The sequence below is a fragment of the Desulfobotulus pelophilus genome, from assembly GCF_026155325.1.
Taxonomy (GTDB): Bacteria; Desulfobacterota; Desulfobacteria; order Desulfobacterales; family ASO4-4; genus Desulfobotulus; species Desulfobotulus pelophilus.
In genome coordinates this window covers 69,597-87,870 of record NZ_JAPFPW010000002.1, presented here as the reverse complement: position 1 = coordinate 87,870, position 18,274 = coordinate 69,597, and the positions used below count along the sequence as shown (strand labels likewise).

The following is an 18,274-nucleotide window of genomic DNA, read 5'->3' as shown; positions in this document are numbered from 1 at the left end:
GTGCTGATACAATCGACAGCTGTCTGAAGTCAGCACAAAAGTGCAGCGAACCAAAACCTCTATGACAATACAAAAGTTCAGCCTGCCTGTGCCAACAAATTTTGCCGATTCTGCACAGGGCAAAAAGCTCAAAAAATACGATTACGCCACAAGAAAATAGCCTGGTGCCTCGGCACCTGCCTGACAGATATTTCCGTTACCCTATTTTGAAAAGCAAGGATCATACCCCCAAAATACAGGTGCCCAGGCCATTGATTTCTACGGCACCCCAAACAACCTGGGCACCCTGTTCCCTTCCCTCCTGCATCTATCCAACGCTACACCATGGCAGCCATGCGATCCCGGTTGGCAACAAGCTGTCTGCGTTTTTCCGAAAGCTCTCCATGCTGTTCTTTCACCTTTTTCACAACCGCCTCAGGTGCCCTGTCAACAAAACCTGGATTATCAAGCTTGGCGGATATGCCACTCAGCTCCTTGTCCACCTTGGCAATGCTTTTGTCCAGACGCTCCACTTCTTTGGAAAAATCAAGAATGCCTTCCAGAAGAACATAGATGGGGGAACCGGAAACAATACTGGTGGCAGAGACTCTGGGACGCTCCCCCACACTCTCTGCCTCAAGGGTACGGAGTCGGGCCAGAAGCTTCATCAGGTCTCCGTGGTTGTGAATCATTTCCTTCTGGAAGGGGTTATCCGTATGAAAAACCGCGTCCAGGGCCTGAGCCGGAGGCAGATTCATCTCACCTCTGATATTGCGGACCCCCGTCACCAGCTCCATGAGAAACTCCATGGCCACTTCCGCTTCAGGGGAATAGGCCAGACGCTGCTGATCCCAGTTTGTTGTGGGATAAACCGCCCGCATGATGGAACCCCTCTCTCCGGGGAGCTTTGCCCAGATTTCCTCCGTAACAAAGGGAATGATGGGGTGCAGAAGAATCAGGGCATCACTGATTACCCGGTACAGAACCCCCTTGGTGGCTTCCATGGCCGCTTCTCCGGACTTACCGAAAAGAACGGGTTTTATGGCCTCAAGGTACCAGTCACAGAATTCATTCCACACAAAGCGATAGAGAATGGAAGCGGCATCGTTAAAACGGTAGCTTTCCAAAGCCTGCTGTACCTGGGCAGCCACCGTGTTCAGACGGGAAAGAATCCACTGATCCGGAAGGGACAGAGCTTTTTCATCAAAATTTTCATAGGCCCGGTCCAGATGCATGAGGGAAAATCGGGCCGCATTCCAAAGCTTGTTGATGAAATGGCGGTAGCCCTCCACCCTTTCTTCGGAAAGCTTGATGTCCCTGCCCATGGCGGCAAAACTCGTCAGGGTGAAACGGAAGGCATCGGTCCCGTACTGGTCAATCACTTCCAGGGGGTCAATCACATTGCCAAGGGATTTGCTCATTTTCTTGCCCTCGGCATCCCGTACCAGTGCATGGATATACACCTCTTTAAAAGGTACCTCATCCATGAAATGGGTTCCCATCATCATCATGCGGGCCACCCAGAAAAAGAGGATGTCAAATCCTGTAACCAGTACAGAGGTCGGATAAAAGGTTTTCAGAAGATCGGTTTTTTCCGGCCATCCCATGGTGGAAAAGGGCCAGAGGGCAGAACTGAACCAGGTATCCAGCACATCACTTTCCTGAATCATGGATCTGGAACCACAGTCCGTGCAGGCCTCGGGATCCGCCTCCAGAACCATGAGAGAACCGCAGTCTTTACAGGTCCATGCCGGAATACGGTGACCCCACCAGATCTGACGTGAAATACACCAGTCCCGGATATTGTGCATCCATTCGTAATAGGTTTTGGTCCAGTTTTCGGGATAAATGCGGGTATGCCCCTCTTCCACCGCCTTTAGGGCTTTTTCCGCCAAAGGGGCCACCTTCACAAACCACTGCAGGGAAAGGTTGGGTTCCACCACGGTCTTACAGCGATAGCAATGCCCCACACTGTGGGTCAGCTCTTCTTTTTTAATCAGCAACCCCTGCTTTTCCAGCTCAGCCACAGCAGCATTCCGTGCCTCAAAACGATCCAGCCCTGCAAAGGCCCCGGCATGGGCATTCATCCGGCCATCATCATCAATGGCCTTAATCTGCTCCAGGCCATGCCTGATGCCCAGTTCAAAGTCATTGGGATCATGGGCTGGTGTTACCTTCAGACAACCCGTACCGAAATCCCTGTCCACATAGCTATCCCGGATGACAGGGATCTCCCTCTCCGTCAGGGGAAGTTTAACAAAAGCGCAGGAAAGGTCTGCATAGCGATCATCTTCGGGATGGAGAGCTACCGCCGTATCCCCGAAAAGGGTTTCCGGGCGGGTGGTGGCCACCACAAGGGAAGCGGAATCATCCGCCAGGGGATAGGCAATGTGATAGAGAAAAGAATCTTTCTCTTCATGCTCCACCTCCAGATCTGCCAGAGCCGTATGGCAGCGGGGACACCAGTTTATCAGATACTGCCCTTTATAAATCAGGCCCTCTTCGTACAGCCGTACAAAAACCTTGCGAACAGCTTTTGAGAGTCCCTCATCCATGGTGAAGCGTTCACGATTCCAGTCACAGGAAGCGCCAAGGCGTTGCAGCTGATTGATGATGGCACCACCATACTCCTGACGCCATTCCCAGACTCTGTCGATGAAAGCATCCCTGCCCAGATCATCCCGGGATTTCCCTTCAAGGGCCAGCTGCTTTTCCACCACATTCTGGGTGGCAATACCCGCATGGTCCGTTCCCGGCATCCACAATACATTTTTTCCGCAAAGCCTGTGGTAACGGCAGAGAATATCCTGCAGGGTATTGTTCAGTGCATGCCCCATGTGCAGCTTACCCGTGACATTGGGCGGCGGAATCACGATGGAAAAAGCTTCTTTTTCCTCATCTTTATCCGCAGCGGCAAAGAGCTGATTTTCCAGCCAGTAGCGGTACCAGCGCGCTTCCACTTCCCGGGGTTCATACCCCTTGTCTAACAGAGCCTCACTCATGTGCACTCCTCATGCTTCGTATAAAATTCCCAAAAAAACCGGCTTACCCAAAACCCGGCTTCCTGTATTCTGGATCAGAAAACAGCCCACAAAAAAGGGGATTATGGAATAATCCCCTTTTTTGTGCAAGTTTTTGATCGGCAATATTCCTGGGCATGCGCCACCATTCACACACAGCACCTTGCCTCCTACAGCACCCGCCACCCATTCCTGCGGATGGCAGAAGAAGGACTCACCTGATTCAGATCATGCCGATTCTTCCGGATCTTCATAAACCGTATGCTTCAGAGCACGCATCTCTTTTTCCACTGCCCGCTCCACAACAGCCACCAGCGCCGCATCCAGCTTCTCTGAAAAAACCTTGCGGACTACCCTCTCCAACATTTCCTCAAAATTGACCTGCCCCAGCCGCATTTCCAAACCATCCGGGGTCATATCGGCATCGGCCTCAGGAGAATCTTCAAAGGAAACAAAATCCGTATCCGGCATCAGGGATTCAGCAGCAAGGTCCTGTTCCTTCTCTTCCACAAAAACAAAGCCGGGTTCTCCAGAGAGCAACAGGGCGGCATCAGAAACCGAAGCCTCTTCCTCAAATTCCAGAAAAGTCTCGATATCCTCGGCAGAGCTGTCGTCATCCAAAAAACTGCTGTCAAAATCCTCCTTCTCTATGGAAGGAAAAGGCCTGTCTGTAACTTCCTCCGTTCCCGGAAAAAAATCCACAGGGTCCAGCTTGAGAGGAATCAAATCTTCATCGGCAACCTCAGCGTCAAAGGGTACACCTTCCTCCCCGACAAAACTCCCAACATCTTCCAGATCCAGGATATCCCCTTCTTCCTCAACCAAACTGGATGCCCCCGAAGGAAGATCCTCCACAAGATCTCCAATATCTCCAAGATCCAGGATTTCTTCAGTAAACTGTACGCCTGGCTCGGGTGATGCGGCAGGGACTTCCCGTTCAAGGGTAAAATCAGGGACATCGCCTGCCCCAAGATCCTGTTCCTCCACCCAATCTTCCGGATCGAGAACCAAATCCTCTTCCCCATTCACCGGCCCACTGTCTCCATCTGTTCCCGGGATGGCACTATCCTCAAAATCAAGGGGAGACCCTAAAAGAATATCATCAAGATCAATAAAGCCATCCTCATCCATGGGAACACCCGCAGACTCAGCGGGTAACGGTACGCCCCGATCTTCAGAAAACATCTCAGGAGCAGCCACGTCCTTTGCCAGACCAAGATCAGAATCTGGAATTTTTTCAGTACTTTCTGACTGAAGAGTTATGGCAAGATCCGACAAATCCAAATCATCGGTCAATCCATCATTTCGCGACGGCGCAGTGCTCCGTTCAGTCGTATCCTTCATAGCGTCTCCGATTGCAGACTGGACAGGTTGGTGTTGTGGACACCGCAACAGGGGGGAGAATCAGCGACATCCGAGGATTCAGAAAGCATTCTGGTTATACAGTCCGATGGGGGTTTCTTCAGAAAAACATTCCGCAGAAAAATTCCTGCCTTTTCCCTAAAGTATTCAGGATGCTGACCCATAGCAGTCCGGGACAGCACAGCTTATTGTTCACTATTAGCATTCGAAGCAGAATAAAACTATCTGATTTCGTAAACGAAACAAAAAACATTGTCCGCGTTACCCAGCCCCTGTGATCCATAGGGCTGCCAATCAATACGGTTAAATATTTCATATCCCAAAAAATCTGTCAAGAAAGCGGCCTTGCCCTTCCCGGTAAAAATTTTATATTCTTCAGAATAAGGCTACAATTTCAGAGCAGCAATACACATACAACACTTCTTACTGAGCGCAGAATTCAGAGACAAGGAAAATTCCCATGCGCCGTATTCCCTTTCCACTGTTAGACAGCTCACCTTCCACACTCACCATCACTGGCCAGAATGCTGAACATATCCGCAAGGTGCTCCGCATGGAAACAGGCGATACCCTCTGCATTTTTGACGGCAAAGGAAATGAGCAGAAAGCCATTATAGAAAGAATCGACAGCAAAGGCGTTCATTGCACGCCCACAGGAGCCATACGGCGGATTCCGCCCCCTCCTGTACACCTGGATATTGCCATCGCCCTTCTCAAAGAAAAAAAAACGGATGAACTGATCCGTCCACTGACAGAGCTTGGCGCAGCCACCATCCGAATTTTTGTCGCCAACCGAAGCATCCCCGTTCTCAAAAAAGACAAAGTAAATCTGCGCATGGAAAAATGGCAGAAACTCGCCTCAGAATCTCTCAAGCAGTGTTGCGGAAGCCACATACCGGAAATTCTTTTTCACGATGGTATGGCTCCCCTGCTGCATGGAGACGGCGGCGAAGAGATGCGCCTCCTTTTCTGGGAAAGTACCCAGACAAGCAAATGGCCGGGAACAGAATCCAGCCCTCATCGCATCCGAGCCGTTTTTGGCCCTGAAGGCGGGCTGGAGCCCGCTGAAGTCCAGGCTTTAACAAACGCAGGCTATCAGGTTCTGGGCCTTGGCCCACGCATCCTGAGGGCTCCCACGGCCATTCTGGCAGGAACGGCCCTGCTGCAACATCGTTACGGAGACCTGTCCCTGCCACCCATGGACGGGAGATGGCAAGCTCCCGCATGATATATGGAACAAGCGGCACGCCAGGAGATTACAACAAGGCTTTTACCTATAAAAACAAAATATTACATACTAAAAATATCAAAATACAGGGCCGGACGGCAAAGAAAAAAAAGACTTTTTACAGAACAGATTAAAAATATCTTGACACTCTTTGCCATTTTCCTTACAAAGGCTTCGTCTTGAGCGCCCAAGTAGCTCAGTCGGTAGAGCAGAGGACTGAAAATCCTCGTGTCGGTGGTTCGATTCCGCCCTTGGGCACCACACAACAAATAAAGCATCGAATTTTTATATTCGGTGCTTTTTTTATTTTCCATGAGCGTTCACCAGCAGGCCCTGCTCCAGAAAATCAATTCAAAACAAAACCTGATGGTGATGGGCTCGTAAAAAGTCCAAACGCCAGGACCGGGCACACCACACATAGAGCTTTTGGACGACAAGCCCAACATATCGTTCAGCCCGCTGGCGCTTTCCAAACCTTAATTTATCAGACTATTACACCGGGTTACTACCCAAGCCATTTCCGGTACAGCGCCCGTGCAAAAACCAAAAAATTACATGCAACGGGACAGAAAAGAAGAAATCCGATCATTTTCCTGACAGGATCCAAAAAAATCTGCAGGCTTACCGCTGTCCACCAACACCCCGTTCTCCATAAAAAGAACCCTGTCGGCAATTTCCCGAGCAAAACCCATCTGATGGGTCACAATAATCATGGTCATACCGTCCTTTGCCAGCGCGCGTATGGTGTCAAACACTTCTCCCACCAATTCAGGATCCAGGGCGGATGTGGGCTCATCAAACAGCATCATCTTGGGCTGCATGGCCAGTGCCCTTGCAATGGCAACCCGCTGTTTCTGCCCTCCGGAAAGGGTTGCGGGAAAAACATCTTTCTTGTCGGAAAGCCCGACCTTTTCCAACATCATACAAGCGAGTTCACAGGCTTCTGCCCTGTCCATCTTTTTTACCGTAACAGGACCTTCCATCACATTACCAAGGACAGTCATATGGGGGAAAAGATGAAAATGCTGAAATACCATACCTATTTCAGAACGCAGCCTGCAGATATTCTTCTGAGCATCCGGCACCCGCTTTCCTTTCCGTGTCACATAGCCCACATCCCGGCCTTCAAACAAAATATGCCCTCCGTCAATACATTCCAGCATATTCACGCTACGTAGCAATGTGGATTTTCCGGAACCGGACGGGCCTATAACCACTACTTTTTCTCCAGCCGCCACTGAAAGACTGACGCCGTCGACAGCCGTCAGGTTGCCATACCGTTTTACAATTTCCTGCAGCTCCAGAACCGCTGTGCTGTCAGCGCTTTTCATAAACCCCCACCCGCCTTTCAAGGGTCTCAAAACAAAACGTAAAGACCGTAGTAAAAAGAAGATACATACAGGCCGCCAGAATCAGTACATTAATATTAAAGTACGCATTAAACATCTGATCGGCTGCCCTCATCAGCTCCACCATGGCGATGGTGGACACCAGTGCTGTGTCCTTGATAAGGGCAATGAACTCATTACCCACAGGAGGTATCAGGCGTTTGTAGGTCTGGGGAATAATGACTCTTCGCATGGCCTGGCCATAGCTCATACCAATGGCCTTGGCAGCTTCCATCTGTCCACCGTCAATGCTTTCAATGCCACCCCGTATAATCTCAGCCAGATAGGCCGAATAGTTAATACCCAGGCCAAAAAGGGCCGCAGCCATAGGAGAAAGGGTTATCCCCAGGCTGGGGAGACCATAGTAAATAAAAAACAGTTGCAGCAAAAGCGGTGTCCCCCGGAAAAACCAGATAACAAACCAGCACAAAACGGAAAGCGGAGGAACACGGCTGATACGGCCCAGTGCAATGAGAAGTCCCCCCAGAGGAGACACAACCATGGTCACCAGAACCAGGGTCAGCGTCATCCCGGCCCCTTTCAGCAGACTCGGGAGAAAAAGGGCCGCATCCTTAAAAAAAAGAATATAAGCGGGCAGGGTTTCCCTTTCCAGAGAACGCAGAAAATTGGCCGCTTCAACATTCTGCGGGTAGGGTACCAACACCTCCCTGCAGGCATCCATAGCCGCCCCATAATCCCCCATGGCATGGTAGATCCGGGCCATCTGCATGCGGCTTCGAACAAAAGGAGCCACTTCGCCGCCCCTGTCAGGAGATGGAACAGAAGCAAGAATACCCGCGGCTCCCGAAAGATCGCCTGAAGCCATAACATTATCCGCCTGACGAAAAAGGGCGGATGTATCCGCATGAACCACACCGGACAGGGCCAAAAAACACAGAGCCAGAAAGGTGGCTTTCATTACTCTTACCATGGGTCTCCTTAGAACACCGACGCCCGCAGTTTTCACCGTGCGGGCGTCGGACTGATCAATCACTGAAATTACAAAATATTACCAGGATGCTTTGTCTACAATATTCTCACCAAACCACTTTTCAGAAATCAGGCCAAGCGTTCCATCAGCCACCATGGCATCCAACTCTGCCTGCACCCGGTTCCGCAGGCTGTGTTCCGCCTTACGGAACGCCACACCAAAGGGTTCCTTGGTTATGAAGCCGGGCAGGACTTTGTATCTTCCGATACGCTTGGAAATCGCATCCCTTCCCACGACATTATCAATGATCACCGCATCCAGACGTCCGCTTTCAAGATCAAGAAGAGCCTTGGGATTATCCGCATATTCTCTCACATCCCTTGGGGCTTCAGGAAGAGCCTGAAGAGCATTCAAAGCACTGGATCCCTTCTGAAGACCAACCACCATGCCTCCCAGATCTTCATAAGAGGCAAAACGGGTTTCATTGAAACGCACCACCACAACCTGCCCGTCCATAATATAAGGTTCCGTGAAATTGACCTGCTCCGCCCGTGTCGGGGTAATGGTCATACCATTCCAGATACAGTCAAACTTGCCGGAATTCAAAGAGTGAATCACACCATCCCATGCCGTGGGATGCCATTCAATGGCAATCCCCATACGCTCTCCAAGGGCTTCGGCAGCATCCACATCAAAGCCCACAAGCGTTCCGTCCTCAAGACGATACCCCATTGGAGCAAAAGCGTCATCCAGGCCGATCATAAGCTTTCCAGCTTTCTGCACCCGCTCCCATGAATTGTCCGCATGGGCCGTTAAGACCATTGCCATTACGCAAAAAACAGCCATCATAATCTTTTTCATCACACACTCCCTGACGTTTTTTATGACCAAAGGGTCAGACCATTTGGCCGGAAAATAAGTATCCTGAATCCATGACAAAAAGCATCTATCGAAATGAGGGTGCTTTGACAAGTTTTTTTCCAAGCCCCCGAAAAAAGTCTTTTTTTAAAACAGCACACAAACCAGAGATCACAATATCCCCAACCAAGAATGGTACAGGAACTCATGTCCTTTTTACAGTCTTCCCGGCCAGAAACGACAAGTCGAACAAGACAAAAGCATGTCACTCCGGCCTTCCAACAAAGAATAGCCTTTTTTTATATCATACTGCTCACAGCACCCAGAAACCATTCTTCCGCCACCTCAGTCTCCTGTTTTCAGAACAGAAAGAAAGGCTGACTGTGGAATTTCCACCTGCCCGACCATCTTCATTCTCTTCTTACCTTTTTTCTGTTTTTCCAAAAGCTTACGCTTTCGACTAATGTCACCGCCATAACATTTAGCCGTGACATCCTTACGGAAAGCAGAAATGGTTTCTCTGGCAACAATCTTGCCCCCTATGGCTGCCTGAATGGGTATTTTAAACTGCTGCCGTGGAATTTCTTCCCGTAAGCGTTCGCAAGCCATGCGGCCTCTGGCCTCAGCCTTATCTTTATGCACCAGCTGAGCAAGGGCATCCACCTTTTCACCATTCACAAGAATATCCAGCTTAACGAGATTGGTTTCTCTATGTTCCAGCATATCATAATCAAAGGAACCATATCCTTGAGTAATACTCTTCAGCTTATCATAAAAATCATACACCACCTCACCGAGGGGAAGCTCAAAAATCATTTCCAAACGGCTGGAAGTCAGATACTGGTAGTTTCGGTTGATCCCCCGACGTTCCATGCAAAGCTTCATCACAGCACCCATATACCGCTCGGGAACAATAATATTAGCTTTGATAAAAGGTTCTTTCACGCTTTGAATCAGGGTAGGATCAGGGTAAAGGGCTGGATTATCCACCACAAGGGATTCCCCATCCATCAGCTCCAGGTGATAACTGACAGATGGAGCCGTTATAATAAGGGAAAGATCAAACTCCCTTTCAAGTCTTTCCTGCACGACCTCAAGATGCAGCATCCCCAGAAAACCGCACCGGAAACCAAACCCCAAGGCTGCGGAACTATCCTTCTCATACATCAGAGCCGCATCATTTAATTTGAGCTTTTCTATGGCCGTTGCCAGCTCTTCATAATCATCCGAAGCCACAGGGTACAGGGAAGAAAAAACCACAGGCTTGGCTTCATGAAATCCTCCGAAAGCCCTGGTACAAGGTTTTTTATGATGGGTAACCGTATCCCCGCACCGGGTATCGCTGACTGTTTTAATTCCGGCAATCATATACCCGACCTGCCCCGCCTTCAGAGTTTTCTGAGGATTACGGATAATCTGAAAAAGCCCTACCTCCTCAACCCTGTATACGGCATTGTTACTCATGAAGCGTATTTCATCACCAGCCTTAATGGCCCCGTCCACAATGCGCATGTGCACGACAGTACCCCGGTACGGATCATAGTGGGAGTCAAAAATTCTGGCCTTTAACGGAGCTTCGGGGTCTCCTGCAGGTGGCGGCAATTTTGTCACTATGACTTCCAGCAGCTCGTCAATACCCATACCTTCTTTGGCTGAGGTCAATACAGCATCAAAGGGATCAAGCCCAAGGTCATCGGCAATCTGCTCTTTTACCCACTCCACGTTCGCACTGGGAAGGTCGATTTTGTTGATTACAGGAATAATGACAAGATTGTGTTCCATGGCCAGATAGAGATTTGCCAAGGTCTGGGCCTCCACACCCTGGGTGGCATCTACCAGCAGCAGCGCCCCTTCACAGGACGCCAAAGCACGGGAAACTTCATAGGTAAAATCCACATGGCCCGGAGTATCGATGAGGTTCAGAGAATATTCTTTACCGTCAGAAGCCCTGTAAGGGAGACAAACAGTCTGACTCTTAATGGTAATGCCTCGCTCCCGTTCAATATCCATGGAGTCCAGAATCTGATCATGAAAATCCCGGTCTGCAATGATCCCCGTAGATTGAATAAGACGATCGGAAAGCGTGGACTTTCCGTGATCAATGTGGGCTATAATGCTGAAATTTCGAATATTCTTCATGGATTACCGGCACCTTATAAAAAACTGTCTTAGCGGTATGCAGCTCGCACATCAAAAAAATATTACCCCATAAAAAAACGGTCAGCCGAAAAACGGCGATCCGCTTTTTTAATTTACCACAGCTTGTACCGAATGCAGGGCCAGCTGTCAATTCACAGACCCTGTACCCGGATATCCATTTCCCGATAGTTATCCCGATAGATGACTTCCTGCTCATCCAGAATATCGTTCAAAATGCCCAGAGTAGTCAGGGGATTCATGAGTACCGCACGCAGCACAACCGTTTCCCCGCCACCGGGCACTCCCTTATCAATGGAAGTCCTTGAAACAAAGCTCCTGCCTGCCTCCCGCTGTACCCTCTGAATGGTAATGTTGATATCGTTTATTTTTTCATTTAGTTCGCTGCGCTCTGAACCGGAAGAGCGCAACAGCGCCTCCTTAAGGTGAGTCGGGCAGAAACGATAGGTCAGAATATTCAACTCCGGGACTGTAACAAGCTGGAAGTTCTCCCTCTTGCGTATTTCTTCCGCAAATTTTCTGGCCAGATCAATGCCATGGTCAATCAGCATGCCATAGCCCTTGCGCCCCATCACTTTGAGAGCAGAATCCAGGACCAGAGAATTGGCTTCCCGGGTACCGGACAGGGTCTTGATACCAAGATCCACGGAACCCCTGCGGATAATATAATTGGCATGGTAACTGATAGTATCCAGATGAAAAGGGTTCCTGAAGTACACCATACCGCAGGTCATGGGCATATAAAACTGCTTATGTCCATCTATGGTGACAGAATCGGCCAGTTCAATACCATCCAGAAGATGACGGTACCGGTCACTCATCAGGGTGGGCCCGCCCCAGGCGGCATCCACATGAAAGTGTATGCCCGCCTCCCTGCAGATCTCTCCCATTTTACGCAAAGGATCCACCGTGCCGGTTTCTGTAGCACCGGCAATCCCCACCACCGCAAGAATGCGGATTTTAGGATCCGCACTGTATTCCGCTATCTTTCTGCGTAAAGCCGGAAGACATATACGGTTTTCTCCGTCAACGTCTATGGTTACAAGACTTTTATTCCCAAGACCCAGTACACCCACGGCTTTCCGAAGGGAATAATGGCCCCTGCGGGATACCAGAATCACGCACCGATCAATATCGTAGGCTCTGTAAGCCGATGCCAGCCCCTCCGCCTCAACACCTTCAAAACCTTCTTTCGGAGCCAGAAGTGTATTTCTGGCCACCCACAGAGCCGTAAGATTGGCAGCCGTCCCCCCTTCCGTGAACGTTCCGAGGGTTGCATCCGTACTCTGGACATGCTTTTCGTAAAAGGAGGCGTCCATCCCATAAACCAGACGATGCAACCTCGCCACCACCTGCCGTTCCACAATGGAAACAACCTTGGAGGTTTCCAGCTTCACCACATTCTGGTTCAGAGCTGCCACAATAGCCTTAAAAAGCACCATAAAAAAAGGAATAGCCGATGTCATGTGACCCACAAAATAGGGAGAAGAGACATTGACAGCCTGAGGTGCTATACGATCTATGATGTCCGATATCACTTCCGGCAGCTTTTTTTCCGGATCAAAACAAATGCTGCTGTCCATGTATCCCAGAGCCAGCTCTTTCAGACCTATTTCCTCGGTAACCCCCACGTGCTTATGCAGAAACTCCTGCAGTCCGAATAAAATCTGCTCCATATAGCCGACCAGCTTCGCCCGGTCAGCCTCGGTGTCCGGCTGAATAAACAGCCTGAGCATCTGCTCCCATTCACCGTTCCTTACGGAAGGTGCTTCAAAGCCCAATCCCTGTCGCATGGTCCCCGCCCCATGGTCTTTTGTGTCCGGCTATGGCCGCCTTTATTATAAGGAGCATTGCCTCCCCGACAATACCGAAACGATGCCCGCCTTATAACACCCAGCTCCTTTTCATCCCCAATTCCTTAGCAGACAAGTGTGGATTACACGAAACTTTTTTCTATTGTTATCCTTATTTTAATAAAAGTGTGGGCATGTAACCATGTTTGAAAAAAAAAGACAACCATCATTCCCTGTTTTTTAGCCCGTTTCACCATTCTTTTTCTAAAAAACCCTGCAGGATATGCCCCCGGAAAAAAACAGACCTCCATCAGACCACACAGTTTCTTTTTTGCCATACAGCGTCCAAAGGTCAAGTGTCTGACCCTATCAATAAAAACAAAAAGGATTTCAGCCTCCGAAGTCCCGATGACAGAGAAAAAGGATCCGCCCTGCCTGTTGACACTCCGCCCACTTCACCGTATCTTTGGATGTTTGACAGAGTGTCACCCGGTACGGAATCCTGCTGACATAACACTATACAGTCCCATATCCATACAGACCTTCCATGGAGAAACCATGAAACTTTCCCCCATCCCTGTCCTTGTCATTGGCATTGTGCTCGTTGCCACTGCCTTCTGGGCCGGGATACGGATTTCAGCCCCCGGGCCGGAACCTTCCGTCACCGGTCATCCGCTGCCTCCGGAAAGCGGCCGGCCCCACAGGGAAAGCATTTATCTTTATTTTGTCAATCCCGCATCGGAGTTCCTTTCTGCAGAAACACGGGAAATTCCACTGGCAGGGAATGCACGGGAAAGGGCCAGGACCATACTGGAAGCACTCATAACAGGCCCATCCGGCAACGGAGTATCCCCCATACCCGATGGGACGAGGCTTCTGGCCCTCTACATGGAAAACGACATGATCATCCTCGATTTCCATCCGGACATCCGGGAAAAGCATCCTGGTGGAAGCCACGGAGAACTGCACACAATTTATGCACTGGTCAATTCACTTGTACTGAACGTACCGGAAATCCGAAAGGTGAAAATTCTCATCGCCGGCCAGGAACAGGACACACTGGCCGGGCATATCGATATCCGGCATCCTCTTACCGCTAATATGATGATTGTACGATGACTCCGATAAAACTTTCCCAGATACGTAACATTGGCATCATGGCCCACATTGATGCAGGTAAAACCACGGTTACCGAACGCATTCTTTACTACACAGGACGCTCCCACAAACTGGGTGAGGTTCACGACGGAGAAGCCGTCATGGACTGGATGCCTGACGAGCAGGAAAGAGGCATCACCATCACCAGTGCCGTCACAACCTGCGACTGGAAAAACAGCCGGATTCAGGTGATTGATACTCCGGGACATGTGGACTTTACCATTGAGGTGGAACGTTCCTTACGGGTGCTTGACGGTGCCATCGGCGTGTTCTGTGCCGTGGGAGGCGTTCAGCCCCAAAGCGAAACGGTATGGCGTCAGGCCGACCGTTACCATGTACCCAAAATTGCCTTTATCAACAAAATGGACCGTATCGGAGCCAATTTTCAGGGAGTTGTTCAGCAGATCCGGGAAAAACTGGGCGCTAACCCCGTGCCCGTTGCCCTTCCCATGGGTTCGGAAGACCGCTTTGTCGGCATGATTGATCTCATCCGCATGAAAGCACTTGTATGGGATGACGAAAGCCCCGGGGCAAACTACAGCGAAGGCGACATTCCTGAGGATATGATGGAAGAGGTCCGCACAGCCAGGGAAAAACTGCTGGAATCCGTGGCTGAAACCGATGATACCCTCATGGAAAAATACCTGTCTGAAGAAACTTTTTCCGAGGAAGAAATTATGGAAAGCCTGCGCAGGGCCACCATCGACCTTACAATGGTTCCCGTTCTCTGCGGATCAGCGCTGAAAAACAAAGGGATTCAGCCGCTTCTGGATGCCATTCAGGCATTCCTGCCCAGCCCGGCGGATGTTCCTCCCGTTGAAGGTGTCATTCCCGGAACAGAAGACAAGGTTCATTTTCCTCCAAAATCCGCTGAACCCCTTTCCGCACTTATCTTCAAGGTAGCCATGCCTGAAGGACGCAAGCTGGTCTACGCAAGAATCTACTCGGGAAAACTCAAAGAGGGAGACGAGGTTTTCAACCCCACCCTCAACCGCAAGGAAAGGGTTTCCCGTATCCTGCTCATGCATGCCAACAAAAAACAACGCATTCCCGATGCGGGACCCGGCAGCCTTGTCGGACTCGTAGGCCTCAAAGACTCCGCCACGGGCGACACTCTCTGCTCCCCTGCCCATCCTGTTATGCTGGAGCGCATCGACATTTATGAACCTGTCATATCCCTTGCCATCGAGCCCAAGACCCATGCCGATCAGGAAAAGCTGGAACAGGTCACGGCCAAGCTGCTGGATGAAGATCCCACCCTTCGCATGAAACAGGATCCGGATACGGGCCAGACCATTCTTTCGGGCATGGGAGAACTTCATCTAGAGGTAATTGTCAGCCGAATGTCCCGGGAATTCAATACCCAGGTCAACGTGGGCCGCCCTCAGGTGGTTCACAGGGAAACCCTCGCCGCAGACTCCAAAGGGGAGGCTGTCTTTGATCGTGAGATTACAGGAATCCGCCACTATGGCCGCATTGTCCTCATGCTGCGCCCCCTCCAAAGGGGAACAGGTATCCGTATCTCCTCCCGCCTTAGCGAAGGTCTGCTGCGCAGGGAACTCATGGCCGCAGCGGAAAAAGGCATACGGGAAGCCTTTGGTGCCGGCCCCATGATGGGATACCCGACCACAGATCTTGAGGCCGTTCTTCTGGAAGCGGAAGTACGGGAAGGATGTGATACGGAACTGGCTTTCACCGTTTCCGCCTCCATGGCCTGTCGCCAGGCTATGGTGCAGGGACAGGGTCTCCTGCTGGAGCCCATCATGAATGTGGAAATTTTTGTTCCTGAAGATCATATGGGCGAAGTAATCGGCGACATCAACAGCAGAGGAGGCAAGATTGAAGGAATCACACCAAAATCCGGCATTCAGGAAATCCAGGCCATTGTACCCCTGAAAAAAATGTTCGGGTACGCAACGGATCTGCGATCAGCCACCCAGGGTCGTGGCAACTATACCATGGTTTTTTCCCATTTTGATGCCCCTTGATACAATAATTTTACCGCTTTTCCTGAGAAGACCTCCGATGCTGTTTGCGCACCGTGTCCCTGCGCTTTAAAGCATCATCGCTTTCGGCAGAGCCTTCCGGAAGGAGGACCAGACTCCGGGAATAATGAAAGTCTGCATTGGTAAAATCCCTTGCGCCCTGGTGATAACGCCCAAGATGATAGTGGGACATTCCGTCCCTGCCCATGCGGCCGTAGGCTTCTCCGAGGCTATAGTGAGCCCCGATGAGAGATGGGGCCATGGACAGCACCCTGTCAAAGGTTTTAACGGCCGCTTCATAATTACCGACAGCCGTATAGGCCCGCCCAAGATCAAAAAAAACCTCCGGGTCATCTGTTTCGGGAGCCACATTTTTCAAAAGAGGAATGGCGGATTCAGGACGGTCTGCATGATATCGGATCCGGCCCAGGTCTGCGATGGTCACCGTATCCATGGGCCTTGACCGGGCAACTTTTTCCATCAGGGCCAGGGCTTCCTCTCTGGCATTCTGGCGAATCAGGGCCAGGGCCAGAGCATGCTGCAGAGACAGATCATCCGGTGTATCCTGCAGTTTACGCCGTAGCTGGGAGGTGGCCGTATCCACTTCCCCGTAACGCCCAAGAAGCCGGTTTCGCACACGTTGGAACGCATCATTATCCGAGGGGTTATCTCTGGAAACGGCTTCACTGTTGCGGGTTTCCAACCAGGACGCCACAAAAGCTATACGTTCTTCTGTTCCGGGGTGGGTTCTCAGGTAGGTTGGCACATCATCTGTGGTGTACCACTCTTTGCTCCTGATTTTACGGAGCATGGTCAAAAGTCCTTCCCCTCCGTAGCCTGCATCTGTAAGATACGTTAGGCCTCGCTCATCCGCCTGACGTTCATTCTCACGGGTATGGGACAGGATGGCCGACTGACCCGCAGCCTGGCTGCCCATGATAAGGCCGATGGCAGCATCCGGACTGGCACCACCCACGGCTGCAAGGATACCTGCAGCCATACCCGCAAGGGTTCCCAAGCCCACTTTTCTGGATCGGCTGACCAGCTCAGCAATATGGCGACATGTCACATGGGCAATTTCATGCCCCATAATACCGGCCAGCTCCTCCTCCCGCTCCATGGCCAGAATCAGGCCCGAATGGACATAAATATGTCCTCCCGGACCGGCAAAGGCATTGTAGCTTGGATCCAGAACCACATTGAAAGTCATGGGAAAAGGAGGGTTATCAATGGTAGCAAGAATACGGTTTCCCACCCCACGGACATACTCCGTTATAACGGGATCCCTGACAAGACGCTGGGTTGCCTGAATGTAACGGACAAACTGTTCAGCAATCTCTTCTTCCTCCTGAAGGGTCAGAGATAAAGCAGGATGAGGGAAAGATAAAAGGAGTACTGTCAGAACAAGGACGGCAAAAACGCAGTTGACAGCCTTCTTTAAAAGGGACATGAATCGTCCTTTCCTTCTTGGCGTGTGGCCTACTGGGAAACGGCAGAACTTAAAACTACCGGCTCTGCAGACAATTTGATGACCGGATCAGCCACGGATTCCGACCTCCCCCTCTTTACCGGAATCCTTTGCTTTGCAATTCACCGGAACTATGGTAGAGGCAAACTTGTTATGACACAGATCATCTGCATCGCCAACCAGAAAGGGGGAGTGGGTAAAACCACCACAGCCATTAACCTTGCTGCGGCTCTGGCCCTCTCTGCCAAAAAAATTCTTCTTGTGGACTGCGATCCCCAGGCTAATGCCACCACAGGCATCGGTCTGGACAAATCCAGCCTCGGACAGACACTTTACCATGCTCTCATTGGTGAGGCCAGAGTTGAAGATCTGATCTGCAACTGTGAAATAGAAGGCCTGCACATCCTTCCCTCAAGGGTTGAGCTCATCGGATTTGAAGTGGAAATGATGGGAGCTCCGGAGAGAGAAAAGCTTCTTTACCGCATACTGGCCCCCCTGCAGAACCGCTATGACTATATTCTGCTGGACTGCCCACCATCTCTGAGCCTGCTTACCCTGAATGCTTTTACAGCAGCGGATTCCGTACTCATCCCCCTGCAGAGCGAATTCTATGCCCTGGAAGGATTGGGGCAACTTCTGCAGACCGTCAAGCGCATTAAAAAAAGCCTTAATACCCATCTTCGTATTGCCGGTATTCTTCTCACCATGTTTGACGGAAGGACCAATCTTTCCACCCAGGTGGCCGAAGATGCCGAACAGTATTTCAAAGATCTGATTTTTAAAACCCGCATCCCTAGAAATGTCCGCCTGGGTGAAGCCCCCAGTTTCGGGCAGTCCATTTTTATTTATGCCCCCGCATCCAAGGGAGCCCAAAGTTATATGGAGCTGGCAGAAGAACTGATGCGCGCTTCCTCCTGAACCCGCCAGCTGTCTTCACTGCGGCAGAC

Annotated in this window: 12 protein-coding genes and 1 tRNA gene; 5 read left to right on the top strand and 8 right to left on the bottom strand. The window is 50.6% G+C overall.

The annotated features are described in order from the left end of the window. Positions 1 to 317 precede the first annotated feature (317 nt). Together OOT00_RS02580 and OOT00_RS02575 are read right to left on the bottom strand one after the other, a co-directional pair. A complete protein-coding gene (locus OOT00_RS02580) occupies positions 318 to 2,981 on the bottom strand; it encodes a valine--tRNA ligase (RefSeq protein ID WP_265423725.1) in 2,664 nt (887 codons plus the stop codon). A gap of 246 nt (positions 2,982 to 3,227) precedes the next feature. After that, entirely contained in the window at positions 3,228 to 4,343 is a 1,116-nt protein-coding gene (locus tag OOT00_RS02575) for a hypothetical protein (RefSeq protein ID WP_265423724.1), read from the bottom strand. 478 nt (positions 4,344 to 4,821) lie between these two features. Here OOT00_RS02575 and OOT00_RS02570 point away from each other — a divergent pair, with 478 nt between their 5' ends. Continuing rightward, positions 4,822 to 5,589 (top strand): RsmE family RNA methyltransferase, encoded by a 768-nt coding sequence (locus OOT00_RS02570; RefSeq protein ID WP_265423723.1) that lies wholly within the window; start codon positions 4,822 to 4,824, stop codon positions 5,587 to 5,589. A 185-nt stretch (positions 5,590 to 5,774) separates the two neighbouring features. Then, positions 5,775 to 5,850, top strand: a tRNA-Phe gene (locus OOT00_RS02565). 290 nt (positions 5,851 to 6,140) lie between these two features. On the opposite strand, the gene OOT00_RS02560 is transcribed toward OOT00_RS02565, so the two are convergent. The 5 genes from OOT00_RS02560 to panP form a co-directional block, all read right to left on the bottom strand. After that, positions 6,141 to 6,920, bottom strand: a complete 780-nt coding sequence (locus tag OOT00_RS02560; RefSeq protein ID WP_265423722.1) for an amino acid ABC transporter ATP-binding protein — start codon at positions 6,918 to 6,920, stop codon at positions 6,141 to 6,143. Then, positions 6,907 to 7,908: an ABC transporter permease subunit gene (locus tag OOT00_RS02555; protein ID WP_265423721.1), complete on the bottom strand. Its 1,002-nt coding sequence runs from the start codon at positions 7,906 to 7,908 to the stop codon at positions 6,907 to 6,909. The genes OOT00_RS02560 and OOT00_RS02555 overlap by 14 nt, the downstream gene beginning before the upstream one ends. Positions 7,909 to 7,986: 78 nt before the next feature. Next, positions 7,987 to 8,769, bottom strand: a complete 783-nt coding sequence (locus tag OOT00_RS02550; RefSeq protein WP_265423720.1) for an amino acid ABC transporter substrate-binding protein — start codon at positions 8,767 to 8,769, stop codon at positions 7,987 to 7,989. 342 nt (positions 8,770 to 9,111) lie between these two features. Further along, positions 9,112 to 10,905 (bottom strand): translation elongation factor 4, encoded by a 1,794-nt coding sequence (lepA, locus tag OOT00_RS02545; protein ID WP_265423719.1) that lies wholly within the window; start codon positions 10,903 to 10,905, stop codon positions 9,112 to 9,114. Between the two features lie 152 nt (positions 10,906 to 11,057). Further along, on the bottom strand, positions 11,058 to 12,716 hold the full coding sequence (gene panP, locus OOT00_RS02540; protein WP_265423718.1) for a pyridoxal-dependent aspartate 1-decarboxylase PanP: 1,659 nt from the start codon (positions 12,714 to 12,716) through the stop codon (positions 11,058 to 11,060). 558 nt (positions 12,717 to 13,274) lie between these two features. Here panP and OOT00_RS02535 point away from each other — a divergent pair. Next, a complete protein-coding gene (locus OOT00_RS02535; protein ID WP_265423717.1) occupies positions 13,275 to 13,835 on the top strand; it encodes a GerMN domain-containing protein in 561 nt (186 codons plus the stop codon). Continuing rightward, positions 13,832 to 15,862 (top strand): elongation factor G, encoded by a 2,031-nt coding sequence (gene fusA, locus OOT00_RS02530; RefSeq protein WP_265423716.1) that lies wholly within the window; start codon positions 13,832 to 13,834, stop codon positions 15,860 to 15,862. The genes OOT00_RS02535 and fusA overlap by 4 nt, the downstream gene beginning before the upstream one ends. 10 nt (positions 15,863 to 15,872) lie before the next feature. Here the strand turns inward: fusA and OOT00_RS02525 are convergent, their stop codons facing one another. Then, complete coding sequence (locus tag OOT00_RS02525) at positions 15,873 to 17,309, bottom strand: M48 family metallopeptidase (RefSeq protein ID WP_265423715.1); 1,437 nt, start codon at positions 17,307 to 17,309, stop codon at positions 15,873 to 15,875. 171 nt (positions 17,310 to 17,480) lie between these two features. On the opposite strand from OOT00_RS02525, the gene OOT00_RS02520 reads away from it, so the two are divergent. Next, positions 17,481 to 18,245, top strand: coding sequence for a ParA family protein (locus tag OOT00_RS02520; RefSeq protein WP_265423714.1), 765 nt, complete (start codon positions 17,481 to 17,483; stop codon positions 18,243 to 18,245). Positions 18,246 to 18,274 lie beyond the last annotated feature (29 nt).